The organism is uncultured Maribacter sp. (assembly GCF_947500405.1).
In the GTDB taxonomy this organism is placed as follows: domain Bacteria; phylum Bacteroidota; class Bacteroidia; order Flavobacteriales; family Flavobacteriaceae; genus Maribacter_B.
The window spans coordinates 355,784-381,746 of record NZ_CANMRY010000004.1; the positions used below are offsets into that span (position 1 = coordinate 355,784).

A 25,963-nucleotide genomic window follows, 5' to 3' on the forward strand; every position below is an offset into this window, starting at 1 on the left:
CCCTTTTTCTATTTTTTAAAATTAGAACTGCTAGGTAGTTCAAATCCTTCTAAGTTAAAATAAGGGATTGCGGCTAGTAAATGGTCAAAAATATCAGCCATTATATATTCATAATTCTCCCAGCGTTTGTCAGAGCTAAAAGCATAAATTTCTATAGGTAAACCTTGGCTGGTAGGGGCAAGTTGTCTTGCCATAATCATCATTTCTTTATTTATACCAGAGTGGTTATTTAGATACAAATCTACATATTTTCTAAAAACACCAATATTAGTAAGGTTTCTACCATTTATTAAGACCGATTTATCAATCTTATTTTGTTGATTATAGTTCTTTATATCTTCTTCTTTTGAAGACAGGTAAGGGGCTAACAAACTAATGTTTTTTAGGGCTTCTAATTCACTTTTGGTTAAAAAATGTATACTCTCTTGTTTTAGGATTAAAGAGCGTTTAATTCGTCTCCCTTGTGCATTAGTCATCCCGCGCCAGTTCCTGAAAGAGTCAGATATTAAAGCGTATGTTGGTATTGTGGTAATTGTTTTGTCAAAATTTTGAACTTTTACGGTAGATAGGTTAATTTCTATAACATCGCCATCGGCACCATATTTTTCAAAGGTTATCCAATCTCCAATACGCACCATATCATTAATGGAAACCTGTATACTTGCAACAAAACCAAGAATAGTGTCCCTAAATACTAAAATAATAATAGCAGAAGCAGTACCTAAAGCGGTAAGAAACTTCCATAACTCCATCCCTGTGATAATAGAAAAAGCAAATAAAATACCAATACCCCAAGAAAATATCATAAACACCTGTATATAGCTATCTATAGGTTTGTCTTTAAGGTTAGGAAGGGTTTTAAAAAAATCTTTTAGTGTATTTAATAAGCTACGAACAATCCAAAGGAAAAGTACAATGCCAAAAACTTCAATTACTTTAAATAGGATATTTTCTAACTTTGGAAAATCTCTAAATATATGTGGTATAGTTTCGTATGCAATAAGAATAGGGGCAATATGAGCAATATTTCTTGGGGTTTTATTGCGAACTAAAAAATCATCGAATTGTGTTTTAGATTTACTAATGAGTTTTCCAAAAGCATTAATTATTATTTTCTTTATAATAAAATCTACAAGTAATAAAATTAGAGTTAAAGCAACTACTAAAATTAACATGTTTAAGTATTTTGCCCAAACTTCAGAAACTCCTATGTTCTGCAGTTCATTATATAGCCAATGGGATAATTTTTCCATAAATAACAAATAAAAATTAGCACAAAATTAGTGTTTTGCGTATTAAATGAAGATTTAAATTTTTTAATCTAAAAACTTAGTTTTTAATTCTGGTGTTGGTATCATGCAATGGTCTTCTTTACCAAACCAACGATATCTATTTTTAGCAATAAAATCGTATACGAAATTTCTAAAACCCATGGGAAGTGCTTTGAATATAGATATAAACCTCCAAGGAGTATTTAAATATTTTACTATTTCTAATGCAGCATCAGATTTTACGTAGTATGCTACATTGGGTTCTATAAGTATTATAGAATCCATGTTTTTTGGGTCTATTCTCCGTTCTTCTAAAAGTTTTTTTCCTGTTTCACTTTGTAAAGGGGTAAAAAGAAAAACATTTTGAGTGTCTCTTTTAATTATAAATTGAATAGCACCATTACAAAGGTTACAAACACCATCAAATAAAATAATTTTTTTAGTAGGACTAGACATTTTTATTTTTTTCTTTCTACAAGTTCCAGCTTATCTAAAGCTACATTAGTGGTAAAAATACCGTAATTTATAAAGGCTTTTTTCTTTTCAATTTTATCAATACTACCAACAGATTTGCTGTCAATTAATCTAACTCGGTCTCCAATTTTAAAAATAACTTTTGGTTTGTTTTTTTCTCTAATTATAGCTCTTTTCTTTTCTACCTTTTTTTCTTCTCGTATTACTTTTACTTTTTCAATAACCTCTTTTTCGGTTACTGCTTTTTTAGCTTTTTCGGCCTTTGCTTGTTTTGCAGTTTTCTTTTTACGTTTGCTATTTTCAGTTTCAACAACACGTAACATTTCCGAAACTAAGACTCTTTTTTTCTTATCTCTAAAATAACGCTCAGCAAGTGTGTTTACTTTATTTCCTAAATAAATCATACGTTGGTTGTGGTCGTATAATTCTTGGTAATTTTCTAGTTTAGATTTTATTTTAGCATTTAACTCTTCTAAACGTTGGTTTTCTACTCTGGCTTTGTTCTCTTCTTCTTGCAGTCTAGAGCCGGTTTTAACCATTTTGCTTCGTTCTTTTTGCATTTTAGATATGGTGGCATCAAAACGAACTTTACCACGTTCTATCTTCTTTTTAGCTTTATTTATTAAGCTATATGGAATGCCATTTTTCTGAGCTACTTCAAAAGTAAAAGAACTACCAGCTTCTCCTAAAACTAGTTGAAAAGTGGGTTCTAAGGTTTTTCCATTAAAAAGCATGTTTGCATTAGAAATATGAGGCAATTCATTCGCTAACAATTTTAAATTAGCATAGTGAGTGGTTATTACACCGTAGGCTTCTCTTTCATAAAACACCTCCAAAAATGTTTCGGCAAGTGCACCTCCCAATTCAGGGTCACTACCAGTTCCAAATTCATCAATTAAAAACAAAGTATTAGAGTTGCATTTACGCAAAAACTGATTCATGTTTTTTAATCTATAGCTATAGGTACTTAATTGGTTTTCTATAGATTGATTATCTCCAATGTCTGTTAGAACTTTATCAAATAAACACATTTTACTACGTTCGTGCACAGGAACTAATAAACCACTTTGCAGCATTACTTGCAGTAATCCTATAGTTTTTAAGGTAATACTTTTTCCACCAGCGTTAGGGCCAGAAATTACAATGATTCTGTTTTCTGGGTGTAGTTCTATAGTTTGCGGAAAAGTTTTTTCGTTTTTAAGCTTATTATTTAAAAAGAGTAAAGGATGGTAAGCATCTCTTAAATACATTTCTTTTTCATCGCTTATTTCTGGCAGAAGAGCATTCATTTCTGTAGCATACTTTGCTTTGGCAGAAGTAATATCTATACGACATAAAAAACGTTGGTACTCTGAAAGTAAATAATTATAAGGTTTTATTACACTTGTTAGTTCGTTAAGAATGCGTTGAATTTCTTCTTTTTCTTCGAACTCTAAATTATTAAGTTCTCTACTGTAACGTAATGTAGCTTCGGGTTCTATGTAAACAATACTACCTGTTTTAGAAGTGCCCATAACAGAACCTTTTATTTTTTTGCGATACATAGCTTTAACCGCTAAAACCCTACGGTTTTCTACAACAGATTCTCTTATGTCATCTAAATAATCAGAACTTTGATAGGTGTTTAAAGCAGATAAAAAACTCTGATTAATCTTGCCTTTAACTTGGCTCATTTGTCTACGAAGACTTAATAATGTGTTTGATGCATTATCTTTTATTTCTCCGAATTTATCTATAACTCCGTTAATTAAAGTAGGAATTTCTTTGTTTTCATCAAACTCCTCGCTATAATTAAATAGTAAAGGATAGTATTCTCTAAATTTTTTAAGAAATTTTTTGTGTGTACTAACTGTTGTACAAATACTACTAATTCTTCTAAACCCAAGAAGTTCTAGGGTAGTATTTTCTATTTTTAAGAGTTTAAGTTCTTTGTTTATACTATCAAAACTGTGGTTAGGTATTTTATTTTCGCTTATTAAAGAAGATAAGTATTCTGAGGTTTGCCCTAGTACTTTCATTAATTCATCTTCTTCTTTAATAGGGGTAATGAGTAATGCTTGTTCTTTGCCAAGTTCTGTAATACTCCTTGCGGCAATTTGCTTAAGAACTGTAGGGAACTCTAAATCCTGTAATGTTTTACTATGTATACTTTCCATCTAAATTTTGGTAGAATACAAAGGTAGGCATTGAAGCTGATATTAAAAATGTATAGTTATTAGATGAATTAAATGTATTGGTACAAAAATAATTGGTAAATACTGTGTTTTTATAATGTTGTAAGGATAATAATCTACGTTTAAAAGCAATAAAAAGAGGCTTTTGTAGTTCTATTTAGGTTAAAACCAAATTAAAATTAAATAACCTTTACTAATGAAAAAGCCCGTTAAAATACTTGTACACTTAGTTTTTCTAGTTTTAATATCTGCATGTGGTTCTACAAATAGAATGACAATGGGAGTAACTGAGCCAGCTATTGTTCATCTTTCATCTGATGTTAAAAGGGTTGGTATTATAAATAGGAGTTTACCTTCTGAAGGTAACGCCACACTTGATAAAATTGATAAAATTTTATCTGCAGAAGGAATGAACCTAGATAAAAAAGGCTCTGAAGCTGCAATTTCATCTTTATCTTCTGAACTTTCGGTAATTAAAAGTTTTGAAGAAATAAAAATAATTGAAGGTGTAGAAGAGATAAAAAAAGGGTTAAACGTTTTTCCGGCAACACTTTCTTGGGATATAATAGAAAGACTTTGTCAAGAAAATAATGTAGACGTTATTTTTTCTTTAGCCTATTATGATACAGATACTAAAACAGATTATAAGGTTACTACCATGAAATTACCAAATAGTTTAGGGGTTGATGTAGATGTTCCCGCACAAGAGGTGACCCTAAATACGCAAGTAAATTGTGGTTGGCGACTATACGACCCGCATACCAAAGAGGTTGTTGATGCTCGAAAATTTACCAAAAACATGGTTTTTAGAGGTAAAGGAATAAACCCAATGAAGGCAGTAGAAGCAGTAGCAGATAGAAATGAAACAGTACAAGAATATAGTAGAAATGTGGGTATTGCATATGCTAAAAGATTAATACCTAGAAATGTTAGAGTTTCTAGAGAGTATTTTATGAGTGGAACTGATAATTTTAAAATATCTCATAGAAGAGCAGTAGCTGGTGATTGGGATGGTGCTGCAGAATTATGGGAAAAAGAACTTAGTAACCCAGATGTTAAAATAGCTGGTCGTGCAAATTATAATATGGCCATTAGTAGTGAAATTAATGGAGATTTAGATAAAGCCATAGAATATGCTTCAAAATCTTATACAGATTATGAGAATAATATGGCTATTGATTATGTGAAAATATTGAGATACCGTGTTAAACAAAATAATATCTTAAATCAGCAAAGGACTAATTAAAGTGAAATTTATTTACGCATTAGTCTAGATTTATATGCACTTAGGTTAGCATAAATTTTAAAAATTATTTTTTGTAAAGTAATAAATAGTTACTTTGCTAAGTATATTTAGTAATAAATTCATAGCTATTCCATATTTTTAAAAAGTATATTAATATGCTTTTAAAATGATAGAAAATCTAGACATCTCTTGGAGAAACATTCTAAAGGAAGAATTAAGTAAGGATTATTTTAAAAAATTAGAATCTTTTGTTACTCTAGAGTATAAAGAGCATAGGTGTTATCCTGAGAAAGAGAATATTTGGTCGGCTTTTAATTACTGTACTATAAAGGATGTAAAAGTTGTTATAATAGGGCAGGATCCATATCATGGGAAAGATCAGGCAAACGGACTTTGTTTTTCTGTTCAGGATGGGATAAAGCATCCACCTTCATTAGTTAATATTTTCAAAGAATTAGAAACGGATTTAAATATACCTTATCCCATAAGTGGTAATTTAGAGCGTTGGGCTAAGCAAGGAGTATTCTTATTAAATGCAACGCTAACTGTACGGGAAGGAAATCCTGGAAGCCATCAAAAAAAAGGTTGGGAAAAATTCACAGATGCAGTAATTACAGAGCTTTCTAAACAAAAAGAAGGAGTGGTATTTATGTTATGGGGCGGCTATGCAAAGAAAAAGGCAAAACTAATAGATGTGAATAAACACTATGTGTTGGTTTCTGGACATCCTTCTCCTTTAAGTGCAAATCGTGGTTATTGGTTTGGAAATTCACATTTTAGTAGGTGCAATTTTTTGTTATGTAAAAAAATGTTAAAAAAAATAGACTGGTAGTTGTTTGTTTAGGTAATTTTACTTAAATTTAATAGTGTATATTCTTACAATATTATTAATATACTAGAACAAACTTACTTAAAAACTAAAAACATGAGCAACTTTTCTCACTTAAACTCAATTTTGTTGATAGATGATGACGAATCTAGCAACTTTTTAAATACAATATTCATTAATAAGCTTAATGTTAATATTGATGTGCACTCTACCTTAAATGGACAAGAAGGTCTTGACTTTATAATGAATAAAGGGGATTTTGAAGGGGATGATAAATTAGCAACTCCTTGTATGATTATGTTAGATATTAATATGCCATTAATGAATGGTTGGCAATTTTTGGAAAAATATGACGAACTTGTTCCTGAAGAAATTAAGAAGGATATTTTTATTGTTTTGGTAACAATTAGTGATAGCGCGGAGGACAAACGTAGAGCTAAAGAAAACCCTTACATTAATGAGTATATTCAAAAACCACTTTCTGATATTAAATTTAAAAAGTTAATAAATAAGCATTTTAAAGAAGTAGTAGCTTAGTATAGTATATCTACCGGATTTAATTTATCTTGAATTAAATTTAATGTTTTTAAGCTTTCTTGAACTTTAATTACGGTAGCTATTTTTAACTGCTCTTGGCTCCAAGATGTAATACTTAACCATTCCTGTATATCTTCTAATCTCTGCTCGTATTTATTAGATAAGGTGCGGTCTATGCTTGGAATAAATTTAAATTCTGAAGTATATGTATTTATTACTTCTAAAATATGTGTAACTAAACTTTTATTAGTATCTAAGAATTGTTTATTTCCTGCAATTACAAAACATGGCCATGGTGTAGGAAAATCGCCTAACCTTTTAAATATATTACTATCTACTAATGGTTTAGTGGTAAAATGCTCCCACATAAAGTAATCTGCGGTACCATTTGTTAACCCATCTATTGCTCCATTAAGGTTGTTAATTACTTTAAAGTTTAACTCATTGGTATTCCAGCCTTGTTGTTGCGCATGAATGTATGCCATAAGGTGACTTCCGCTACCGTATCTACTAATAGCTGCTTTAGTATTTTGTAATTCTGAAATTTTGTTAAACTTGCTATTTGCACTTACGTGAATTCCCCATTGTAATGAAGTACCTATATACTTTTGAAGTATTTTTGTAGGATTACCATCATGAATACTTTTTATAATACCCTCGGTTAAAATTATAGCTAAATCTGTTTCTTCATTCTCTAGCATTTTACACATTTTTCCAGTGCCTTCTGGTATATCCATCCACTCTAAATTAATACCCCTTTCAAGAAAAGCTCCTTCTTCAATAGCTAAATGCCATGGTAAATTAAAATGTTCTGGTACTCCAATGATTTTTATTGTTTTCAATCCTCTGTAAGTTTTTTAAGAGTGTATTTTATTAAGTCATTCATTGCTTCAGCAGGTTTTGTAGAAAACTCTCCTGTGCTTCTATTGGCAAGAATACAATTTAAAGAAACTGCTTTATGGTTAAGTAGGCTAGATAAAGCATAAATACCAGAAGTTTCCATTTCTAGGTTTGTTATTTTAAGATTTTCATATTCAAAACTAGAAAGCTTTTTATTTAAATCTGGGTATTGTACTCCAAGTCTTAGGCTACGTCCTTGAGGAGCGTAAAACCCAGTATTTGTTCCAGTAAAGCCTAATCGTATATGATTTGACTTTAGTTTGTTTCCTAATTCTTCATTGTATTTTATGATGTATGGTTCTGCTTTTTTTGGAGACCAATTTGTATGTTTAATAAAGGCATTAACAAGGTTTGTAAAGGGAGATTTTTTAGAGTTGTAAAAATGTAAAAGTCCGTCAAAACCAATTGCATATTCACTCATTAAAAAAGAATTTACTGGAATATCTGATTGTATAGATCCAGAGGTACCAATTCTAATAATATTTAAAGGTGTATGTATTTGTTTAATTTTTCGAGTATTAAAATCTATATTAACTAAAGCATCTAGCTCATTAAGTACAATATCAATATTATCTGTGCCTATGCCTGTAGAAATTACAGTTAAACGTTTTCCATTTAAATGCCCCGTATGAGTAACAAATTCTCTTCTTTCCTTTTTAACCTCTATAGTGTCAAAATATTTAGAAACTTTGGAAACCCTATCTTGATCTCCTACAAATATAATAGTAGTAGCAAGGTCTTCTGGTAATATGTTTAAATGGTATATACTGCCATCATTATTTATAATAAGTTCAGAAGATGCTAAACTCATACTATAACTTTAGTATTTTGTCTGTATTGGTATTGTATAAAAAACTATATTTTAAAGAACCACCTAAATAAACTTCATTATTTTTAATACAGGAGTAATAACTGGTTTTCTGATCTAAAATATCTTTTCCCTTTTTGGTAAGTTTAGTAGGGTTAAAACTACTAAATAAGGGTTTTAAACGATTTATAGCTCTTTCATACTGTGTGTCTGCAAAACCAAAATTTCCTTGATTTGTTATTAGGGAGCTTAGAAATACTTTTTTGCTTGGGGGTTGTTTAAAGTTTGCTACTTGTAAAATGTTATTTTCCATTAGGTTTAAACCGTTAGAAATACTTGGGAACCTTTTAAGATGTGTTTTTAATGCGTCTTCTAAATAGTTAAATTTATAATTTTTAAAATCGGTTAAATTCTCTAATCGCATTGGGTTATCACTACAATATAGCTGCCATACATAATCTGCATATTCTATATCATCTAGAGAAAGTAAGGTTTTATTTTTATAAAGTTTAAGAAGTTTTGCATCTGTTAACTCATTTAAAGTATACAATTTATCTGTTTTATCCTCTTTCCCTGAACACACTAAAGATATTTGAGCATATTTTCTATGTGTTTTTAACCAACTAATTACTGCAAGCATGTTTACCTGACAAAATAAATCATACTCAAACCACAAAACAATTTGGTCTTCTTTTTTATGATTACATAAAGAGCGATATTCTTTTAATGTTTTTTCAATAAACCACGATTTAGATACTTTGTAATTTTTATGAAGAAATTCATATCTAGTTTTCCAAAAAGATTCACTGCCAACTTGGTTTAAGGTTTTGCCTTCGCATAACATTTCTCTCCAAGTAATTATGTCTCCGTCTAAATTTAATTTTTTTAAGCGGTCAGTGAAACTATCACCGTTTGTAATGTGTAAAAGGGAACCCATTTTTTTAGCGCGATTTTGGTTGTAGTTTATAAATGTAATGTTTAAAATAAAGTATTAAAAAGTTTTTAACAGAAAAATACGCAACCAATATAGAATTACTGCATCTTATTATAATAGAGGTTACCCTCCAACGCGTTTTACTTTAAATCCTTTTTCTTGTAAGAGAGCCATTATTTTATCCCTATAGTCTCCTTGGATTATAATTTTATCATCCTTAAAACTACCGCCTACACTTAGTTTAGTTTTTAACTCTTTAGCTAGTTTTTTAAAATCGGTATCGGCACCTGTATAACCTTCCAATATTGTAATGGGCTTACCTTTTCTTTTTTCGTACTTACAAATTATAGGAGCATCTTGCATCCATATCGTACTTTTTTCTTTTTTTGGCTCTTCTGATGGTTTGTGATCTGGGAAAAGATTTTTTAATTGGTCTTGTAAATCCATTACTTATTCTTTTATTAAACCTAGTTCAATTAACCTTTCATGTAAAAATGCTCCAGCTGTAATATCTTCGAATTGTTTTGGGTTGTCTTTATCTATACAATTTGGAAGACAATTTAATGACATTTCACTTATTGGGTGCATAAAAAATGGTATAGAGTATCTAGAAGTACCCCATAATTCTTTAGGAGGGTTTACTACTTGGTGTATTGTAGATTTTAATTTATTGTTGGTAAGTCTAGAGAGCATATCGCCAACATTAATCATTAATTGGTCTGGTTTTGCAATAGCATCTATCCATTCTCCTTCATGATTTTGTACTTGTAATCCTTTACCATGAGCTCCCATAAGTAAAGTTATTAAGTTTATATCTCCATGAGCTGCAGCTCTTACTGCATTTTTAGGTTCCGATGTAATAGGAGGGTAGTGTATTGGCCTTAAAATAGAATTACCGTTTTTAATGTATTCATCAAAATAAGTTTCTTTTAAATCTAGATGTAATGCTAAAGCTCTAAGTACGTATTTTGCTGTTTTTTCAAGCATTTTATAGGTTTTTTCTCCAGTAGTATTAAAATCATTTAACTCTTTAACAATCACATTGTCAGGGTATTCTGCTTCTAATTTAGGATTGTTTTCTACATATTGTCCAAAATGCCAAAACTCTTTTAAATCTCCTTCTTTTTTTCCTTTTGCATGTTCTTTTCCAAAAGATGTGTATCCTCTTTGCCCACCAATTCCTTCAATTTCGTAACTATCTTTAATTTCTTGGTCTAATGTAAAAAAGTTTTTTATTTCAGAATATAAATTATCAACTAAACTATCCGATAAAAAATGTCCACTTAAAGCAACAAAACCTATTTTTTCAAAAGCATTACCTATTTCATTAATAAATTTTTGTTTTTCCTCTTGGTTTCCTGAAACAAAATCTTTTAAATTAACACTTGGTATAGCACTCATATTTATTTTATTAATCATTCTCTCAAAATTACAAATTATAACTTATATAAAGTAGTAATTTATAATTGTTGCTCCTGTACTTTTGGTTACATTTAACTATACTAATAATCATTTTATTTAGTTTTATATACATGAATTATTCTAAATACCAGATATCCAAAAAAAAGCACTTGCAATTGTACACTGCAATGCTTAAGCCTAGAATGATTGAGGAGAAAATGTTGGTATTACTTCGTCAAGGAAAAATTTCTAAATGGTTTAGTGGTATTGGGCAAGAAGCAATCTCTGTAGGAGTTACTTCTGCACTTAGGGATAATGAATATATACTTCCCATGCATCGTAATTTAGGTGTCTTTACAACAAGGAATATTCCCTTAGATAAATTGTTTGCGCAATGGCAAGGAAAACAATATGGTTTTACAAAAGGACGCGATCGTAGTTTTCACTTTGGGAGTCAAGCACATAAAATTATAGGGATGATTTCTCATTTGGGTCCACAATTAGGAGTTGCAGATGGAATAGCCTTGGCACATAAATTAAAGAACAAAAAACTTGTTACAGCTGTTTTTTCAGGTGAAGGAGGAACAAGTGAAGGAGATTTTCATGAAGCATTAAATATTGCAGCAGTATGGGATTTACCAGTGTTATTTTGTGTGGAGAATAATGGTTACGCTATTTCTACACCTACAAATGAACAATTTAAATGTAAATCTATTGCAGATAAGGGTATTGGTTACGGTATAGAGTCCTATTCCGTAAAAGGAAATAATATATTAAAGGTTTATAAAAAAGTAAAAAAGCTTACAAAAAGTATGCGTAAGAACCCTAGACCTATATTAATAGAGTTTAAGACTTTTAGAGTTCGAGGTCATGAAGAAGCAAGCGGTACTAAATATGTGCCTAAAAAAATACTAAAAAAGTGGAAGGCTAAAGACCCAATAGAAAACTACGAAAATTATTTAATTAAAAACAGCATACTAACAAAAGAAAATAAAAGGCTAATTAAGAATAAATTAGAAAATGAAATAAGACTAAATACCAGTAGTACTAATGCAATAGAAGATTCTGAATATTCTTTAAAGAAAGAGTTGGCGGATGTTTTTAAGAAACATTATTATAAAGATATTCCTCAAGGCGCAATTGTTAAAAATATTCGTTTTGTTGATGCTATTTCTGAAGGATTAAAACAGTCTATGGAAATTCATGATGATTTAATTATCATGGGACAAGATATTGCAGAATATGGAGGTGTTTTTAAGATAACAGAAGGATTTGTAGAAAAATTTGGAAAAGATAGAATACGAAATACTCCTATTTGTGAATCTGCTATAATTTCTACTGCCATGGGCTTATCTATAAATGGAATGAAAGCAATGGTAGAAATGCAATTTGCAGATTTTGCTAGTAGTGGATTTAATTCTATTGTAAATTATTTAGCCAAATCTCATTATAGATGGGGACAAAACGCTGATATTGTAATACGCATGCCTTGTGGCGGCGGAATATCTGCAGGACCTTTTCATTCTCAAACTAATGAAGCTTGGTTTACAAAAACGCCAGGGCTAAAAGTGGTATACCCTGCTTTTCCTATAGATGCAAAAGGGTTGCTAGCAACAGCTATTAACGATCCTAATCCTGTTATGTTTTTTGAACATAAAGCTCTCTATAGAACCATTAATGAGAATGTGCCAGCAGATTATTATACAACACCTTTTGGTAAAGCAAGTGTTATAGAAAATGGTGAAGATGTAACTATAGTTTCTTATGGTTTAGGAGTGCATTGGGCTATAGAAACTTTAAAGAACAATTCTGATATTAATGCAGATTTAATTGATTTAAGAACTTTACATCCTTTAGATATAGAAACAATCTACGCTTCTGTTAAAAAAACAGGAAGGTTAATCATAGTACAGGAAGACAGTTTGTTTGGAAGTATTTCTAGTGATATTTCTGCCTTAGTAATGGAAAATTGCTTTACATACTTAGACGCTCCTATACAAAGAGTAGCAAGTATAGAAACCCCAATTCCTTTTGCAGCTCATTTAGAACGTAATTATATTGGGAAGAATAGGTTTGAAACTGTGTTACGAAAATTGTTAAGATATTAAAAGTTATTATCGGTAATCTTTTGGTTTTATAAAATGTAGTATATTTCCAAAAAAATATTTGAAATGACTAAGTACCTTTCTTTTACGCTAACTATTCTTTTAATATTTTTTTCTTTTTGTACGTATAGTCAAGAAAATAAGGATAGTTGGGTTGTTCCTACAATCAAAGTAGCTGAAAAAATAAAAGAAGATAAAGAAAAAAAAGAGGAGCCTTCTATTTTTAAATTTGAACCAGATTATTTAGCTGCAATAGAAAAAGAAAAAACTAACCAAGCTAAGAATAGAGCAATATTAGATACGTTATCTATTTCTGAGGGAAGAAAAAAACGATTGTTAAAAAAGATATTTAAGAAGAACTTTTCTGAAGATTTATCTAGAGTAGTAGAAACTAAGTTCGAGGATTAAGCCATAGGCTTATGTTTTATTTTACTGTGTGATGTCGATAAAATAAAAGTAAATATCGACAAAAGGTATTTGTTTCTTTATATAAGTTTTCTTTATTTTTTTTTTACTAAATTTAGCATAGACACTATACTAGATTATACATGATAACAATGAAAAAATTGGCAATATGCCTATGTCTTGTTTTTGCAGGAACTGTATCTGCACAGGAGATTATTGATGAAGAAGCAATAAAAAAAGAGATATTACTAGAGAAAAATAAAGAATATCAAGAAGAGAGTATTAGTAAAATAAAAATTACTAAATACACGGTAATGTCTAAATTTGAACCTGATTATGTTATCCCAGCTGAAGAGCGTATTGCGCAAAAAAAACATCGTATTTTTGAAACATATCGCAAAAAAGATATGTTAGATACTCTAGACATATCAGAGCGTAAAAGAAAAAAGTTAATACAAGACTTAAGAACCTCTCCTTTTTCTGATAGACTTTCCAAATCTGTTATTGTTAACACAAAATTCGAAGACGAAGAGGATGCTCAATAAATAATAGTATACTTAGTTATTATATTAAAAAATGCGCTATTTCTAGCGCATTTTCATTTTTGCTTTTCTTTTTTGTAATTGCCTATCTAAATCACTTATAGAGTTAGCAATTGAGGTTTCAAAATTAGCATTACTTGAAACTGAAAATAGAGTGCTCCCAGGGGTATTTAAACGAATATTACATATAAAGCCAGTATTTGGATCCGAAGTATTTTCTGTTTTAAAATATACATCTGCATTTACTATAAAATCAAATTTAGAAATAAGTTTTTGTAATTTTTCTGCTGCCATTATTTCAAGACGATTGCTAGCTTTTACGTCATCATACTCAAAGTTAATATTCATATATATTCTTTTTTATTAAGATACGAATTTTAAATGTTTTTTCAAGCTTTATTTATTGTGATTTCTTTAACTTTTTTGTTAAATAGATGTTATTTACTAATTACCTGTTAGTTAAGTATAGTTAAAAAGATAAATTAGTACTTAATTTTGTATTTGCTATTAAGAACAAAGTTTTTTGTAAATTTTTAATTTTATTTAATGTTACTAGGAAAGGTATTTAGGGAGGAGAAAAACACATTAAGTGTAGAAAGTTATGTGTTGAAAATAGAACGTAGTTATAAGAAAAATCTAGAACTAAAGAAAAGACTTAATAATTATGCATTTGAGCCTAGAACATATACTTTGCACCAAGAATTGGATAAAATAAAATTGCGATTAGAGTTACTCCAAATTTCTCATTTAAAATTAATGAGTACATTAAAGCAACCAATTAATTTTATTGAAGTTTATGAACAGAAAATAAATAAACAATTAGAAGAGTCTAGACTTTTAGATAGCTATGTAAAAGATTACATAAATTCTTTAAAGAAAATTTCTTAGTTAATTTCAAGTAGCTTTATATAAAAAATTAATGTAGAATCTCTACGAATAGAACTGTAATTACTACTTCTATATACCAAATGAGAGGGTATTAAAAGAACACCTTCTGCGCCTTCATTAAAATATTGAATCCCTTCTTCCCAACCTTTTATTACTTGGTTTAAACCCAAATAAATTCCATTAGAGTCACTTTGATCAAAAACACTTCCATTAGTAAAGTATCCTTTATAAGCAACAGTAACACAACACCAGACGAAGAGTTTGGTTTATCTTCAGTTCTAGCAGTGTTAATTATATAATATATTTCAAAAGGTTATACACTTCTGTTGCTTTTTGATGCAACAAAACCTTTTTAATTAAAACACATATTACGTAAGTAATTAAAAAACATAGTTTTCCTTTCAATTACAATATTTTTTTAATGTAAGGAGCTACGCAAGAATACTGGAAACATAAAATTCTGAAAAAATAAAACAAATATCGCCAAGAATTAAGTTAACTTTTAGTTGAATAGGTTAATTTATTAGGCATCAATCTTTACATTTGAGAACTAATTTTATACATCTTATGAAAAAATCTTATTTAACCTTAGTAGTACATATTTTAGTAAAAGAAGAATTTAGAGAAGAAATAAAAGCTGAATTATTAAAGCTTGTTGGTCCCACAAGAGGAGAAGAAGGTAATATAGCTTACGATTTACACCAAGACAACGAAAATCAAAATTTGTTCTTGTTTCATGAAAAATGGGTGAATCAAGATTTCTTGACCAAGCATTCCCAAAGTACTCATATTGCCGCTTACAAAATTTTTTCTAAAGATAAATTGGAAAATGTTACTGCATTTAAGATGACGGAGCTTACTAATTAGTCTTGTAGTATTAAAGGTTTAAGTAGGGGAGTTTACTCGATAATCGAGATTTAAATGCTCCGACGCTTGCGTCGAAATCAATGCTAATTTTCCTTCTAATGCCTCGTGGGCTTGCCCCGAGGTAGTTTACTTTTGTATTACTGTCGTTCGTTTTTGGACTTCATATTCTAGAACAAAAAGAAATGGATATAATGCTTGTAATTACGGCGAGGGTATTGTAGATAATTTAGAAGGAATTATAATTGGTTCAAATCTAAAAAATGAAAATTGTTATTTAATACTAGTTGCAGCTAATAATTTTAGTGTTTTTTACCCTTAATTAAATCAGTTTTCTTATTAGAGAGGTTTTTTTTTATAAACTAATTACTTTTTTTAGTTTATATTTTTTAAATATAAATCGATTAAAAAGAGGTAGTTTCGCGGCTTAATTTAGCCTGTTGTTATGAAACGCATAAATGAGTATAAAAAATTATTTGGAGTAGAAAAAGAGATAGATCTTAAACTACTAAAAAAGAGTTATCGTAATTTAGTAAAAGAGTGGCATCCAGATAAATTTCAAGATGGAGATATTAAGCAACAAGAAGCTGAAGTACAAAGTCGTAGAATTATTGATGGGTATCATTTTTTAGTTAGCATGGCTCCTGAAACTAAAGAGAAAAATCTAGAAACATATACCAAAACTATTACAAAAGAAGCTATAGCAGATTATAAACATAAAGGGTTATTGTTAGAAGTTACTTTTACTGATGATACAACGTATGAGTATTTTGGAGTAACAAAATCTGTTTACATTAAAATGATGAATGCATCTAATCTTAATCGTTTTGCAAGACGTAGTATTTATCCAAAATACACATATAGAAAATCTAAAGGCGCTTTAGTAGGGTAGTTGTAAAAAGTAAATGTTATGGTAAAACAATTTTCAGATTTAGGAATTAAAGAAGAATTTCAACAGCGTTTAGAAGAATTAAACATTTCTAAACCTACAGAAATACAGAAAAAGACAATTCCACTTGTATTAAATGCCAAGAAAGATATTGTTGCTTTGGCAAAAACTGGAACTGGAAAAACTGTAGCATTTGGGGTTCCTCTATTACAATTAGTAGAGATTACAAATCCACAAATACAAGTGGTAATCTTAACACCTACAAGAGAATTGGGACATCAAATTTATGCTAACCTTATTTCATATGCATCTAGTAATTCTTCTATCTCTATAGCTTCTATTTGTGGAGGAATACCAATAAAACCGCAAGTAGAGAGATTAGAAAGTGCTACACATATTGTGGTGGCTACTCCAGGGCGTTTGGTAGATTTAATAAATAGAAAATCCATACATCTAAAAGATGTAAAGTATTTAGTTTTAGATGAAGCCGATGAAATGGTTAGTAATTTAAAAACCGACCTAGATCCAATTGTACATGAAATTCCTGAAACAAAAAGAACACTTTTGTTTACAGCAACTATGCCAGGTACTATTAAGCAATTAATACAAAATTATTTATCTAAACATGTAACACAGGTAGAGGTAGATATGGGCACTGTTGGCCACCAAGGTATAGACCACCAATATATAGTTGTAGAGCCAATAGAAAAATTAGAGGTGCTTCTTCATTTTTTAAGTTCTAGAGAAGGACAAAGGGGGATTATTTTTTGCAAAACAAAAGCTGCGGTTAATAAACTTGCAAAAAAGCTCGCCATAAATAAATTTTCTTCGGGATCGCTTCATGGTAGTTTAACTCAGGGGATAAGAGACCGTGTTATGGGGCAATTTAGAGAAGGACATATTAATATTTTGGTTGCAACAGACTTAGCTGCTCGTGGAATAGATGTTAAAGAAATAGCTTATGTTATAAATTATCATTTACCAGATACGTATGACGCTTATGTGCATAGAAGCGGACGTACAGCTAGGGCAGGAGCAAAAGGACTTTCTCTTACTATTTTACAACAAGAAGAGGAAATAGAAATTGCAGATTTTGAAAAAGAATTAGGAATTAGTTTTTATAAATCTAAAAAAGCGAACCCCCAAAGTATTGAAGAAAATAATAGTTTGTTATGGGCAAAGAAAATATTTAAGACAAAACCTAATAGAGAGGTTTCTAAAGATTTTAAAGAGAAAATTAAAACTATTTTTCATCACTTAACTAAAGAAGAATTAGTAGAAAAAATATTAGCCAATCATTTAGAGCAAACAAATAGTATAGTTACAAAGTCAGATACTCCTATAAAGAATAAAAAGTAATAGTTTAATGGCAAACCCAATAAAAGCGCAACAAGATATTCTAAATAAATTGCAGATTAATGCGTTGCACCCAATGCAAGAAGAAGCTATTACTACTATACCATCTACTAAGAATACAATACTACTTTCTCCTACAGGAACGGGGAAAACTTTAGCTTTTTTATTGCCATTAATTAATGTTTTGGATCCGGATACTAAAGAAATACAAGCTTTAATTATTGTACCAACTAGAGAATTAGCAATACAAATAGAACAAGTAACTCGTAACATGGGAACAGGTTTTAAAGTAAATGCTGTATATGGTGGTAGACCTATGTCTAAAGATAAAATAGATATAAAGCATAAACCAGCTATTTTAATAGGAACTCCTGGCAGAATATTAGATCATATAGATAGTGAACGGTTTTCTACAGAAAGTGTTAAAACTTTAATTTTAGATGAGTTTGATAAGTCTTTGGAAATAGGGTTTGAAGATGAAATGAGCTCTATTTTAGAAGAACTTCCAAGTTTGGATAGACGTATATTAACATCTGCTACACAGGGAGTTAAAATTCCAAATTTCGTAAAAATAGAGCAGCCTAAAATTATAAACTACTTAGATAAGAAGAAGAATTCGCAGTTACAGATTAAAACGGTTCTTTCACCAACTAAAAATAAATTAGATGCATTATTAAACGTACTTCTACATGTAGGGAATAAGCCAGGAATTATTTTTTGTAATCTAAAAGATAGTATTGCTGTTGTTAGTTCTTTTCTACAGAGACATAGTATTTCTCATGCACGCTTTTCTGGTGGGATGGAGCAAAAAGAAAGAGAAAGAGCTTTAATAAAATTTAGAAACGGTACAAGTCAAATACTACTTGCTACAGATTTAGCGGCAAGGGGAATAGATATACCAGAACTTAAATTTATTATTCACTATGAACTTCCTATACATTTAGAGGAGTTTACACATAGAAATGGTAGAACCGCTCGTGTAAATGAAAAAGGAACAGCATATTTATTGCAATGGAAAAATCAAAGCCTTCCAGAGTTTGTGAAAAATGTTCCAGAGGCTGATATTACGGAGAGAAATAATCATAAATCCAAATCCTGGCAAACATTATTTATTTCTGGAGGACGAAAAGATAAAATATCTAAAGGAGATATTGCTGGTTTATTTTTAAAACAAGGTAATATTACTAAGGAGCAACTTGGAGTAATAGAGTTAAAACAAGATTGTGCTTTTGTTGCCGTGCCAGATTCTATAGCAAGTAATCTAGTTGAAAAATTAAATAATAGTCGCTTAAAAAAGAAAAAAGTCCGTATAAAAATTATTTAAGAACATTTTAATTGCAGCTCTAATGATAAAAGCTAACAAATACTCTTTTATAAAGCCTGAAAGATTTCCATTCTTTTACGGTTATGTAGTTCTTTTTATTGGAACAATAGGAGTTTTGGCAAGTGTTCCAGGACAAACCATAGGAGTATCTGTTTTTACGGACCCTGTAAAAGATGCTTTAGGATTAACCAGAAATCAATTTAGTAACGCTTATATGATAGGAACATTATTAAGTTCTTTAGTGGTTTCTAGAGCAGGTGTTTGGTTTGATGCTTATGGAGCAAGATATGTTGCTTTTTTTGCAACAATACTATTGAGTATAGCACTTTTAGTAGCCTCTTTTTCTGTAGATATTAGCAGCGTTATTAAAGTTTTTTTTAATTCTACTAGTTGGATAATATCTTTTGTAATTATATCGCTTTTATTTTTCTTAATTCGTTTTAGTGGTCAAGGTATTTTAACCATGGCCTCTAGAAATATGATTATGATTTGGTTTAGAAAAAATAGAGGTAAAATAAATTCTATTAGTAGTATTTTGGTTTCTTTAGGTTTTTCTAGCTCTCCAATTTTGTTAAATAAACTAATTACAGACAACGGTTGGGAACTTAGTTGGCAAATAATAGCTTTATGTTTATTGCTTTTTAGTTTTTGTATATTACAATTTTATAGAAATAAACCAGAAGATTTTAACTTACTTCCAGATGGTTTTGCTAAACAAGAAATTACGACTGTTGTAGATGTAGAAGAAACCAATTTTACTCTAGAAGAAGCTAAGAAAACCCGAGCTTTTTGGATGTTTGGTCTAATGTTAGGGTTTCATAGTTTTTTCTCTACTGGTTTTACATTTCACATTGTATCTATATTTAGAGCACAGTCTTATACAAAATCTGAGGCTATTGCTATTTTTTTACCAATTTCTATTATTGCAGTGTTAGTATCTGCTTTATGTAATATTCTAAGCGATTATGTACAACATAAAATATACTTATATTTTATGTTGGTTAGTGGTATTCTAGCTTCCTTAGGAATGCTGTTACTTTCTAATCCTGTAGGTATATACATGATAATTGCAGGAATAGGGATTATGGGAGGTTTGTTTACAGTTATTAATGTAGTTACTTGGCCAAAATATTATGGTAGAAAATATTTAGGAACAATTACAGGTAAAATTATGAGTTTTTTGGTAGTAGCAAGTGCAATTGCACCAAGCTTGTTTAGCTATTGTTATACTGTTTTGGGTTCTTATAGCTACGTAAGTTATGTAACACTTACTTTTGTATTTTTTCTTATTATAGCTTCTATACGTGTAAAAAATCCACAGTAAAAGATTAGAATATTTTTTACAAAAATAGTAATTAGATAAATTCCTAAATTTTTCAGTCCTTGAAAATAATTAGATTTAATTATGCTAACACCAACGATTTCGGTATATAAAGATGAAAATAAACCTACTCAAAAAGTTCTAGAAAATAAGCCAATCATTATTTTTATGCAGCTCATTGGGATTATGAAGGTATCATTTATGAAAAAAACCTTGAAAAACTCACAGGATATATTTTAGATGAATTTTTTACTGAAGACTTGGTTATACCCAACTAGATTATAGGCAAATTCCCAAGAATACTTAATTCTTTATTTACAAAAAAAATGAAATAATCATTTAAGCTAAATTTATCCTATAGTTTGCACTAAGGTTAAAGTAACATTAACAGTACCTCACGATTATTTATAAGTTACCTAGCGTTCTTAAAAGATTTGATTTTGTTTTAAGTAAAAGGTATTCTATATCTATATTTTTTAGTTGACTTTCAATAAATTTAACCTCTCTATAATTTACAAGAAAAAGGGAGCCTTCTCCTAATATAAACTTTCGTTCTTCACTCGTAACAATTTTTTTATTGTCCTTTACAAGTTCATTTAAAATACTATGTTGTGTATTATAAGATTCAATTTCTTTTTTTAAACTTTCAATTTTATTTTTTAGGGTAACTTCTGTAGCAGTAATAGTATACTCTGTATCTTTTAATTTTAATTTTGCTAATTTTAAATCAGCACGTTCTTTTCTTAAAAAAAGAGGAAAATTTATATGCAATCCGCTTTTATAGTTTGCAGTGTTTAATGAGTTAGTTGTATTGTATTCTGTTGTTAAGAAATTATATTCTAAATCTATTGTAGGTAATAAGTTGTTCTTTTTTAGTCGTTTATCCGTAATTAAAATATCTCTTTTTGCGTTTAGCTCTTGTATTTTTGGGTGATTTTTTATAAAATCACTTTGTATGTTTAAAACAGAACTACTTAGTACAACATCAATAGTAGTAAGTGTATTTAAATCTGGCTTTATAGAAGTTTCTAACTCCACAGGCAAATTATTTTCTAGCCATAAGTAATTAGAAAGTTCTAGCTTAGATTTAATATATCCAATTTTAGATTTCTCAAGATCTAGAACTCTATTTTTGTAATTAATATTTGCTTCCAAAGTATCTATTGCTGGCTTGTCTCCAGCTATAAAACTACTTTTTACATTTTCAAACCTTATTTTGGCGTTCGCTAAGTAATCTTCATAAATTAATTTTGCATTATAATTTTTTAGCCAGTTAAAATAGACAGTAATAGCTTCATATAAAATATCATTAACAACTAATTGTTGTTTTGCTTGTGCAAGTTTTTTGTAGAATTTTGCTTGTTTTAATGTTGCCATTCGCTTATTAGTAAGCAAATTTTTGGCTAATGGTATAGAAAATCCAGCACCATATAAGCCATTTTCTGGGGTATTTAATTCTGGGTTTAAAAATACCCCATCATTATTTTCATAATTTGCTTTTAGTTCAATGCCATACCATGTTGGTATTTTAAAAGTTGTATTTAGCTTATCATAATATTCTGTTTCTTTAAATTTTTTCCTATTATAATCTACTTCTATTTTTGGGTCAAAAGCACCTCTTGCTTTTAATAATTTTGCTTCACTATCTGTAGTAATAAGTTGCGATTGTTTTACAATTGGATGGTATTTTTTTACATAGCCTAAATACTCTTCTAAAGACAAAATAGAGCTTATTTCTTGTGAAAAAACAAAAGATATATTGAGAAAGATTAGTAAAGTAAATATGTTTCGCATTATTCTTTATTTTTAGTTTTATCTTGGTTAGGCTGATAAAAATTAGGAGGAAAGCTGTTTAACTGCCTCCAAAGTTCAAACCAAATAGGTACATCATCTAAAAGGGCAATTGTTTTTGCTCCAGAGCCTACTCGTATATCTTCGGGCCACATTATCTCATTCTCATCTGGAGCTAATAATACTCTGTACATACCATTGTTCCTACTATTGTTTTCAATGGCAATTACTTTTGCCCCATAGGTGCCATAAGATAAATTTGGCCACCCACTAAACACTATTGCAGGCCAACCATCAAACTGCACGCGCACCTTTTCATCTAAATGTAAAAGTGGCAAATCTATTGGACGAACATACATTTCTACAGCTAACTCATAGTTAGTTGGCATAATATTAACTAAATGCTCTCCTTCTTTAAACGTTTCGCCAACACCAGATTTTATAGTTTTATTTATTAAACCGTCTTGTGGTGCGGTTATAAATAGTAAACTATTACGTTTTTGGTAGTTAGCAAGGTTAGTTTCTAGTTTAGACACTTCTACTTGCGTATCATAACCGCTAGATTGTGCTGTATATAAATTGCTTTGCGCTTTTGCAAGTTTGTCTGCATACATTGCATTTAAAGTAGAAATGGAGAGTTCTGAGATAATTACGTCATTATTTGCACTTAAAAATTTATTTTCCTGTGAAATTAATTTTGCATCTGCTTCTTGTAATTTCGCTCTTTTTTCCTCTACATCTTTAACAGCTTTTAATCCTTCTTGTTGTAGTAAAACAGCTCTGTTAAATTGTGTTTTTGCTATATCTGCTTTTATTCTTGCAGCAACTAAATCTATGCTGTCTGTTTTTACTTTTAATCTTGATTGTATTATTTTATTTTTTGCTTGTTTTAGTTTTAATACCCTTTCTTGTTTTAAAGCAGAAATTTGATTTTTTAATGCTCCAACTTTACTTTTATATGCCGCAACAGAAGAACTTTTTGCTGTAATTTGGTTATCTGTTCTTTCTGCTAATTTTTCATCAAAATAATCACTTTTTACCTCAGAAATCCTAAGAATAGTATCCCCTTTTTTAACAATGTTCCCTTCCTGTACAAACCATTCTTCAATACGGCCAGGTATTTGGGATTGTATAGTTTGCGGGCGTTGGTTAGGTTTTATAGTAGTAACATTACCATTACTACTTATATTTTGTGTCCATGGTAAGAATAAAATAATTATTAAAGCAATAGAAAATACTAGTAAAAATATTTTAAATCTTTTATGATATTCCTTTGTGAATATTTCTTTGCCAGATTTAAATTTCTTTAAATCTATATATTCAGAAACTTTGTTGTTAGAGATATTTAACATTATCTATTATTTTTTATAATATTACCTTCTTTAAGCGTAATATGCTTATTACATTTACCTTTCCAGGTTTCATTATTACTAACAACAATTAAACTCCAAGCATGTGAATCTTTAGTAATAAAATTAATTATCTTTTCTGCCTCTGTTTTATGAAATTGATCCAGTGGGTCTTCTAGAATTAATAATTTTGGTTTTTTAACAATAGCTCTTGCTAAAACTATTTTTTTTGCGGTAGTATATGCTATTTGTTTTCCTTCTGGTTTTAAGATGGTGTTAAGCCCCATTGACTGTTGCTTTAAAAAGACGGTTAAATCTAAATTATCAAAAGCTTCATAAATTTCTTCATCAGTAATTGTAGTATCACCAAAAGTTATGTTCTCTCTTATGGTTCCTTCAAAAGGTGTTTCAGAAGAAAGAGATAAACCTAGTATGGCTCTATATTTGCTAATAAAGAGGCTCTCTATAGATAAATTGTTGATGTAAATATATCCTGAAGTAGGAAGTATAACTCCTGAAATTAGTTGAAATAAGCTAGATTTTCCAGAACCACTTTCTCCTTCTATTAATATTCTATCTTCTTGGTTTATAGTAAAAGAAATGTTTTCTAAAATTGGCTGGTTTCTTTCTTTAACGGCATAGGTAACATTTTGAAATTCTATAGTTAAGTCTTTGTTTGTATTAATTATTTCCCCTTTTTGAGCTTCTATAGGTTTGTCTACAACTTGTCCTAGTTTTTCTATAGAAGTTAACACATCATAAAAAGATTCTAACCCTAATATTAATTTTTCAACAGAATTAATTACTAGAAGTATAATTATTTCTGCAGCTACAAATTGTCCTATATTCATACGTTGATCAAGAACTAAAAAACCACCAATTAATAAAAGTCCGGCTGTAACTAATACCTTAAAGCCAATCATTTGTATAAACTGTAGTATTAGTATTTTAAAGTGACTTTCTCTAGATTTTAAGTAATGTGAGACTAAATTGTCATTTTTAGACATTGCTAAATTTGTATTACCAGATAATTTAAAACTAATTACTACTCTAGATATTTCTTGTAACCAATATGCTACTTGGTATTTTATCTTAGACTCTTTTAAACTAGTATCTAACCCTTTTTTAACGGTATATTTAAATACCATATAAATTAAAAGTAAAAGTAGTAACCCAAAAACTATAAAAAAGGGATGATAAAATGAAAGCAGAATTAAAGCAAATATAATTTGTAAAAAGGCCGACGGAACATCTATTAAAATTTTGGATAATCCTTTTTGTATTGTTAGCGTATCAAAAAAACGATTTGCTAATTCCGGCAAATAGTAATTACGTAACTCGCTCATTTTAATTTTAGGGAACCTATAGCTCAATTCTAAAGAAGCTCTTGTAAAAATGCGTTGTTGTATTGTTTCAATAATACGCATTTGCATTAACTTTAGAATACCAGAAAATGCAACACCAGTAGTTACTAAGACAACTAAAACTATCCAAGAAGTAGATATTTGTGCACCTTGAATTAAATTTATAATTGCCTGTATTCCTAGTGGTAAAGATAATGCTACAATACCCTCAAAAATTGCGTAGTAAAATACCTGAAAAATATCTTTTCGTTCTAATTTTAATAGTCCTAAAAAGCGTTGCCAAGGAGATAAAATAGTATTATTCATTTACTGAAATTGTTTTTAGTACTAAATCTGTGAAAAAATCAGAAGGTGTTATTTTAGAATTGCAATTGGTGATGGATTTAAAATGCATTCTGTTATAATGTTGATGTAAAGCTCCCTCAATAACTGTATTTGCCAAACTTAAACTATACTTATATTGGCCATTATAAGCAGTAATTATTTCTGAAAAGCGCTGTATAACTCGTTTATAAGACATAAAACACCCTTCTTTATTTTCAGTGTCAACATCTTTAGTTAAATAAGATTTTGAGTTTTCATTAATAATAATCTGGTTTAATAATATCTCATTTATATGATTAAATTTGGTATCCTGCTTTGTAGTCCTAGTAAGTATACTAATAGCCTTCATTAGTTTATCCTTTACATTTGTTATGCTATAGGTTTCTAATACTAGCTGGTATTCTATCCATCCCCAATACCAAGAAGTAAGGTATACCAAAAGTTTATGTTTACTATCAAAATACCTGTAAATAGAACTTTCGTTAGATCCTATATGTTTTCCAAGTTTTTTAAAATTAAAGTTTTCAAAACCACCTTCTTCAATTAGTATAATACTGTGTTCTAGTATTTTTTTACCTAATGAGGACGATTCTGGGTCTTTTAAATATATTTCTTTAGGTATTTCTATTTTAATATTTAATAGTAATTTTTCCATAACTGAATTTAAAATTGCTAAATTAATAGTAATACTATTAATTTAGCAATAAATATTGTTAAATTAAAGTTAAGCGAATTTAGTATTTAATATTTTTCAGTTTTTGTTTTTTCTATTTTGTCATTTATGCAACAGAACAATTTATTATTTAACATAAGTGCTGTGCTTTTATCAATCTTTTAGGTATTAATTATTAAACCTTTAACATGGCT

25 protein-coding genes and 1 pseudogene are annotated in these 25,963 nt (G+C 29.4%); 12 read left to right on the forward strand and 14 right to left on the reverse strand.

The window, feature by feature from the left end; all coding sequences use genetic code 11:
• Nucleotides 1-8: 8 nt before the first annotated feature.
• From Q0945_RS08025 to Q0945_RS08035, 3 genes are all read right to left on the reverse strand, one after another.
• A complete protein-coding gene (locus tag Q0945_RS08025) occupies nucleotides 9-1,253 on the reverse strand; it encodes a mechanosensitive ion channel domain-containing protein (protein ID WP_299433182.1) in 1,245 nt (414 codons plus the stop codon).
• A 63-nt stretch (nucleotides 1,254-1,316) separates the two neighbouring features.
• Entirely contained in the window at nucleotides 1,317-1,727 is a 411-nt protein-coding gene (locus Q0945_RS08030) for a thiol-disulfide oxidoreductase DCC family protein (protein ID WP_299433184.1), read from the reverse strand.
• Between the two features lie 2 nt (nucleotides 1,728-1,729).
• Nucleotides 1,730-3,901, reverse strand: a complete 2,172-nt coding sequence (locus tag Q0945_RS08035) for a DNA mismatch repair protein MutS (RefSeq protein ID WP_299433186.1) — start codon at nucleotides 3,899-3,901, stop codon at nucleotides 1,730-1,732.
• A 214-nt stretch (nucleotides 3,902-4,115) separates the two neighbouring features.
• Here Q0945_RS08035 and Q0945_RS08040 point away from each other — a divergent pair, with 214 nt between their 5' ends.
• The 3 genes from Q0945_RS08040 to Q0945_RS08050 all read left to right on the forward strand — a co-directional run bounded on the left by Q0945_RS08040 (nucleotide 4,116) and on the right by Q0945_RS08050 (nucleotide 6,531).
• Nucleotides 4,116-5,165 carry a DUF6340 family protein gene (locus Q0945_RS08040; protein ID WP_299433188.1) on the forward strand — a complete coding sequence of 350 codons (1,050 nt, stop codon included), beginning with the start codon at nucleotides 4,116-4,118 and terminating at the stop codon, nucleotides 5,163-5,165.
• Between the two features lie 166 nt (nucleotides 5,166-5,331).
• Nucleotides 5,332-5,997: a uracil-DNA glycosylase gene (ung, locus tag Q0945_RS08045; RefSeq protein WP_299433190.1), complete on the forward strand. Its 666-nt coding sequence runs from the start codon at nucleotides 5,332-5,334 to the stop codon at nucleotides 5,995-5,997.
• Between the two features lie 93 nt (nucleotides 5,998-6,090).
• Nucleotides 6,091-6,531 (forward strand): response regulator, encoded by a 441-nt coding sequence (locus Q0945_RS08050; protein WP_299433192.1) that lies wholly within the window; start codon nucleotides 6,091-6,093, stop codon nucleotides 6,529-6,531.
• Here Q0945_RS08050 and Q0945_RS08055 read toward each other — a convergent pair.
• The 5 genes from Q0945_RS08055 to Q0945_RS08075 form a co-directional block, all read right to left on the reverse strand.
• Nucleotides 6,528-7,373, reverse strand: coding sequence for a substrate-binding domain-containing protein (locus tag Q0945_RS08055; RefSeq protein ID WP_299433194.1), 846 nt, complete (start codon nucleotides 7,371-7,373; stop codon nucleotides 6,528-6,530). The genes Q0945_RS08050 and Q0945_RS08055 overlap by 4 nt on opposite strands.
• A complete protein-coding gene (locus Q0945_RS08060; protein ID WP_299433196.1) occupies nucleotides 7,370-8,242 on the reverse strand; it encodes a nucleoside phosphorylase in 873 nt (290 codons plus the stop codon). The genes Q0945_RS08055 and Q0945_RS08060 overlap by 4 nt, the downstream gene beginning before the upstream one ends.
• Before the next feature lies 1 nt (nucleotide 8,243).
• Nucleotides 8,244-9,176, reverse strand: a complete 933-nt coding sequence (locus Q0945_RS08065; RefSeq protein ID WP_299433198.1) for a DUF1835 domain-containing protein — start codon at nucleotides 9,174-9,176, stop codon at nucleotides 8,244-8,246.
• A 120-nt stretch (nucleotides 9,177-9,296) separates the two neighbouring features.
• Nucleotides 9,297-9,620 carry a translation initiation factor gene (locus Q0945_RS08070; RefSeq protein WP_298485988.1) on the reverse strand — a complete coding sequence of 108 codons (324 nt, stop codon included), beginning with the start codon at nucleotides 9,618-9,620 and terminating at the stop codon, nucleotides 9,297-9,299.
• A gap of 3 nt (nucleotides 9,621-9,623) precedes the next feature.
• Complete coding sequence (locus Q0945_RS08075) at nucleotides 9,624-10,574, reverse strand: 2-oxoglutarate and iron-dependent oxygenase domain-containing protein (protein WP_299433314.1); 951 nt, start codon at nucleotides 10,572-10,574, stop codon at nucleotides 9,624-9,626.
• A gap of 131 nt (nucleotides 10,575-10,705) precedes the next feature.
• On the opposite strand from Q0945_RS08075, the gene Q0945_RS08080 reads away from it, so the two are divergent.
• From Q0945_RS08080 to Q0945_RS08090, 3 genes are all read left to right on the forward strand, one after another.
• Nucleotides 10,706-12,682, forward strand: a complete 1,977-nt coding sequence (locus tag Q0945_RS08080) for a dehydrogenase E1 component subunit alpha/beta (protein WP_299433200.1) — start codon at nucleotides 10,706-10,708, stop codon at nucleotides 12,680-12,682.
• Nucleotides 12,683-12,745: 63 nt separating this feature from the next.
• Nucleotides 12,746-13,087, forward strand: coding sequence for a hypothetical protein (locus tag Q0945_RS08085; protein ID WP_299433202.1), 342 nt, complete (start codon nucleotides 12,746-12,748; stop codon nucleotides 13,085-13,087).
• A gap of 149 nt (nucleotides 13,088-13,236) precedes the next feature.
• A complete protein-coding gene (locus Q0945_RS08090) occupies nucleotides 13,237-13,629 on the forward strand; it encodes a hypothetical protein (RefSeq protein ID WP_299433205.1) in 393 nt (130 codons plus the stop codon).
• A 42-nt stretch (nucleotides 13,630-13,671) separates the two neighbouring features.
• Here the strand turns inward: Q0945_RS08090 and raiA are convergent, their stop codons facing one another.
• Nucleotides 13,672-13,974: a ribosome-associated translation inhibitor RaiA gene (raiA, locus tag Q0945_RS08095; RefSeq protein WP_121066762.1), complete on the reverse strand. Its 303-nt coding sequence runs from the start codon at nucleotides 13,972-13,974 to the stop codon at nucleotides 13,672-13,674.
• Nucleotides 13,975-14,172: 198 nt separating this feature from the next.
• On the opposite strand from raiA, the gene Q0945_RS08100 reads away from it, so the two are divergent.
• Nucleotides 14,173-14,514 (forward strand): hypothetical protein, encoded by a 342-nt coding sequence (locus Q0945_RS08100; protein ID WP_299433208.1) that lies wholly within the window; start codon nucleotides 14,173-14,175, stop codon nucleotides 14,512-14,514.
• Here Q0945_RS08100 and Q0945_RS08105 read toward each other — a convergent pair.
• Nucleotides 14,511-14,744: pseudogene (locus tag Q0945_RS08105) on the reverse strand (FKBP-type peptidyl-prolyl cis-trans isomerase); the annotation flags it as partial. The gene Q0945_RS08100 and the pseudogene Q0945_RS08105 sit on opposite strands and share 4 nt — an antisense overlap.
• Nucleotides 14,745-15,081: 337 nt before the next feature.
• Here Q0945_RS08105 and Q0945_RS08110 point away from each other — a divergent pair.
• From Q0945_RS08110 to Q0945_RS08130, 5 genes are all read left to right on the forward strand, one after another.
• Complete coding sequence (locus Q0945_RS08110; RefSeq protein WP_299433210.1) at nucleotides 15,082-15,381, forward strand: putative quinol monooxygenase; 300 nt, start codon at nucleotides 15,082-15,084, stop codon at nucleotides 15,379-15,381.
• A 442-nt stretch (nucleotides 15,382-15,823) separates the two neighbouring features.
• Entirely contained in the window at nucleotides 15,824-16,270 is a 447-nt protein-coding gene (locus Q0945_RS08115; protein ID WP_299433212.1) for a KTSC domain-containing protein, read from the forward strand.
• 18 nt (nucleotides 16,271-16,288) lie between these two features.
• Nucleotides 16,289-17,626 (forward strand): DEAD/DEAH box helicase, encoded by a 1,338-nt coding sequence (locus Q0945_RS08120; protein ID WP_299433215.1) that lies wholly within the window; start codon nucleotides 16,289-16,291, stop codon nucleotides 17,624-17,626.
• A gap of 7 nt (nucleotides 17,627-17,633) precedes the next feature.
• Nucleotides 17,634-18,947 (forward strand): DEAD/DEAH box helicase, encoded by a 1,314-nt coding sequence (locus Q0945_RS08125; protein WP_299433218.1) that lies wholly within the window; start codon nucleotides 17,634-17,636, stop codon nucleotides 18,945-18,947.
• Nucleotides 18,948-18,969: 22 nt separating this feature from the next.
• On the forward strand, nucleotides 18,970-20,271 hold the full coding sequence (locus Q0945_RS08130) for an MFS transporter (RefSeq protein ID WP_299433221.1): 1,302 nt from the start codon (nucleotides 18,970-18,972) through the stop codon (nucleotides 20,269-20,271).
• A 402-nt stretch (nucleotides 20,272-20,673) separates the two neighbouring features.
• Here the strand turns inward: Q0945_RS08130 and Q0945_RS08135 are convergent, their stop codons facing one another.
• From Q0945_RS08135 to Q0945_RS08150, 4 genes are read right to left on the reverse strand one after another with little or no spacing between them, the layout of a single operon-like run.
• Nucleotides 20,674-22,062, reverse strand: coding sequence for a TolC family protein (locus tag Q0945_RS08135; RefSeq protein ID WP_299433224.1), 1,389 nt, complete (start codon nucleotides 22,060-22,062; stop codon nucleotides 20,674-20,676).
• Entirely contained in the window at nucleotides 22,062-23,411 is a 1,350-nt protein-coding gene (locus tag Q0945_RS08140) for a biotin/lipoyl-binding protein (protein ID WP_299433228.1), read from the reverse strand. The genes Q0945_RS08135 and Q0945_RS08140 overlap by 1 nt, the downstream gene beginning before the upstream one ends.
• Nucleotides 23,411-25,078, reverse strand: coding sequence for an ATP-binding cassette domain-containing protein (locus Q0945_RS08145; protein WP_299433232.1), 1,668 nt, complete (start codon nucleotides 25,076-25,078; stop codon nucleotides 23,411-23,413). Before Q0945_RS08145 ends, Q0945_RS08140 begins: the two co-directional genes overlap by 1 nt.
• The gene (locus Q0945_RS08150; protein ID WP_299433235.1) at nucleotides 25,071-25,751 is read right to left on the reverse strand and encodes a TetR/AcrR family transcriptional regulator; all 681 of its coding nucleotides are present in this window, start codon (nucleotides 25,749-25,751) and stop codon (nucleotides 25,071-25,073) included. Before Q0945_RS08150 ends, Q0945_RS08145 begins: the two co-directional genes overlap by 8 nt.
• Nucleotides 25,752-25,963 lie beyond the last annotated feature (212 nt).

Excerpts from the sequence above, each read along its gene's own strand:
- Q0945_RS08025 (WP_299433182.1), bottom strand. The coding sequence starts at position 1,253 with ATGGAAAAATTATCCCATTGGCTATATAATGAACTGCAGAACATAGGA.
- Q0945_RS08060 (WP_299433196.1), bottom strand. The coding sequence starts at position 8,242 with ATGAGTTTAGCATCTTCTGAACTTATTATAAATAATGATGGCAGTATA.
- Q0945_RS08125 (WP_299433218.1), top strand. The coding sequence starts at position 17,634 with ATGGCAAACCCAATAAAAGCGCAACAAGATATTCTAAATAAATTGCAG.
- Q0945_RS08150 (WP_299433235.1), bottom strand. The coding sequence starts at position 25,751 with ATGGAAAAATTACTATTAAATATTAAAATAGAAATACCTAAAGAAATA.
- Q0945_RS08080 (WP_299433200.1), top strand. The coding sequence starts at position 10,706 with ATGAATTATTCTAAATACCAGATATCCAAAAAAAAGCACTTGCAATTG.
- Q0945_RS08085 (WP_299433202.1), top strand. The coding sequence starts at position 12,746 with ATGACTAAGTACCTTTCTTTTACGCTAACTATTCTTTTAATATTTTTT.
- Q0945_RS08030 (WP_299433184.1), bottom strand. The coding sequence starts at position 1,727 with ATGTCTAGTCCTACTAAAAAAATTATTTTATTTGATGGTGTTTGTAAC.
- Q0945_RS08110 (WP_299433210.1), top strand. The coding sequence starts at position 15,082 with ATGAAAAAATCTTATTTAACCTTAGTAGTACATATTTTAGTAAAAGAA.
- Q0945_RS08100 (WP_299433208.1), top strand. The coding sequence starts at position 14,173 with ATGTTACTAGGAAAGGTATTTAGGGAGGAGAAAAACACATTAAGTGTA.
- Q0945_RS08070 (WP_298485988.1), bottom strand. The coding sequence starts at position 9,620 with ATGGATTTACAAGACCAATTAAAAAATCTTTTCCCAGATCACAAACCA.
- Q0945_RS08040 (WP_299433188.1), top strand. The coding sequence starts at position 4,116 with ATGAAAAAGCCCGTTAAAATACTTGTACACTTAGTTTTTCTAGTTTTA.
- Q0945_RS08075 (WP_299433314.1), bottom strand. The coding sequence starts at position 10,574 with ATGAGTGCTATACCAAGTGTTAATTTAAAAGATTTTGTTTCAGGAAAC.
- Q0945_RS08115 (WP_299433212.1), top strand. The coding sequence starts at position 15,824 with ATGAAACGCATAAATGAGTATAAAAAATTATTTGGAGTAGAAAAAGAG.
- Q0945_RS08140 (WP_299433228.1), bottom strand. The coding sequence starts at position 23,411 with ATGTTAAATATCTCTAACAACAAAGTTTCTGAATATATAGATTTAAAG.
- Q0945_RS08065 (WP_299433198.1), bottom strand. The coding sequence starts at position 9,176 with ATGGGTTCCCTTTTACACATTACAAACGGTGATAGTTTCACTGACCGC.
- Q0945_RS08050 (WP_299433192.1), top strand. The coding sequence starts at position 6,091 with ATGAGCAACTTTTCTCACTTAAACTCAATTTTGTTGATAGATGATGAC.
- Q0945_RS08135 (WP_299433224.1), bottom strand. The coding sequence starts at position 22,062 with ATGCGAAACATATTTACTTTACTAATCTTTCTCAATATATCTTTTGTT.
- Q0945_RS08035 (WP_299433186.1), bottom strand. The coding sequence starts at position 3,901 with ATGGAAAGTATACATAGTAAAACATTACAGGATTTAGAGTTCCCTACA.
- Q0945_RS08120 (WP_299433215.1), top strand. The coding sequence starts at position 16,289 with ATGGTAAAACAATTTTCAGATTTAGGAATTAAAGAAGAATTTCAACAG.
- ung (WP_299433190.1), top strand. The coding sequence starts at position 5,332 with ATGATAGAAAATCTAGACATCTCTTGGAGAAACATTCTAAAGGAAGAA.
- Q0945_RS08090 (WP_299433205.1), top strand. The coding sequence starts at position 13,237 with ATGAAAAAATTGGCAATATGCCTATGTCTTGTTTTTGCAGGAACTGTA.
- Q0945_RS08130 (WP_299433221.1), top strand. The coding sequence starts at position 18,970 with ATGATAAAAGCTAACAAATACTCTTTTATAAAGCCTGAAAGATTTCCA.
- Q0945_RS08145 (WP_299433232.1), bottom strand. The coding sequence starts at position 25,078 with ATGAATAATACTATTTTATCTCCTTGGCAACGCTTTTTAGGACTATTA.
- raiA (WP_121066762.1), bottom strand. The coding sequence starts at position 13,974 with ATGAATATTAACTTTGAGTATGATGACGTAAAAGCTAGCAATCGTCTT.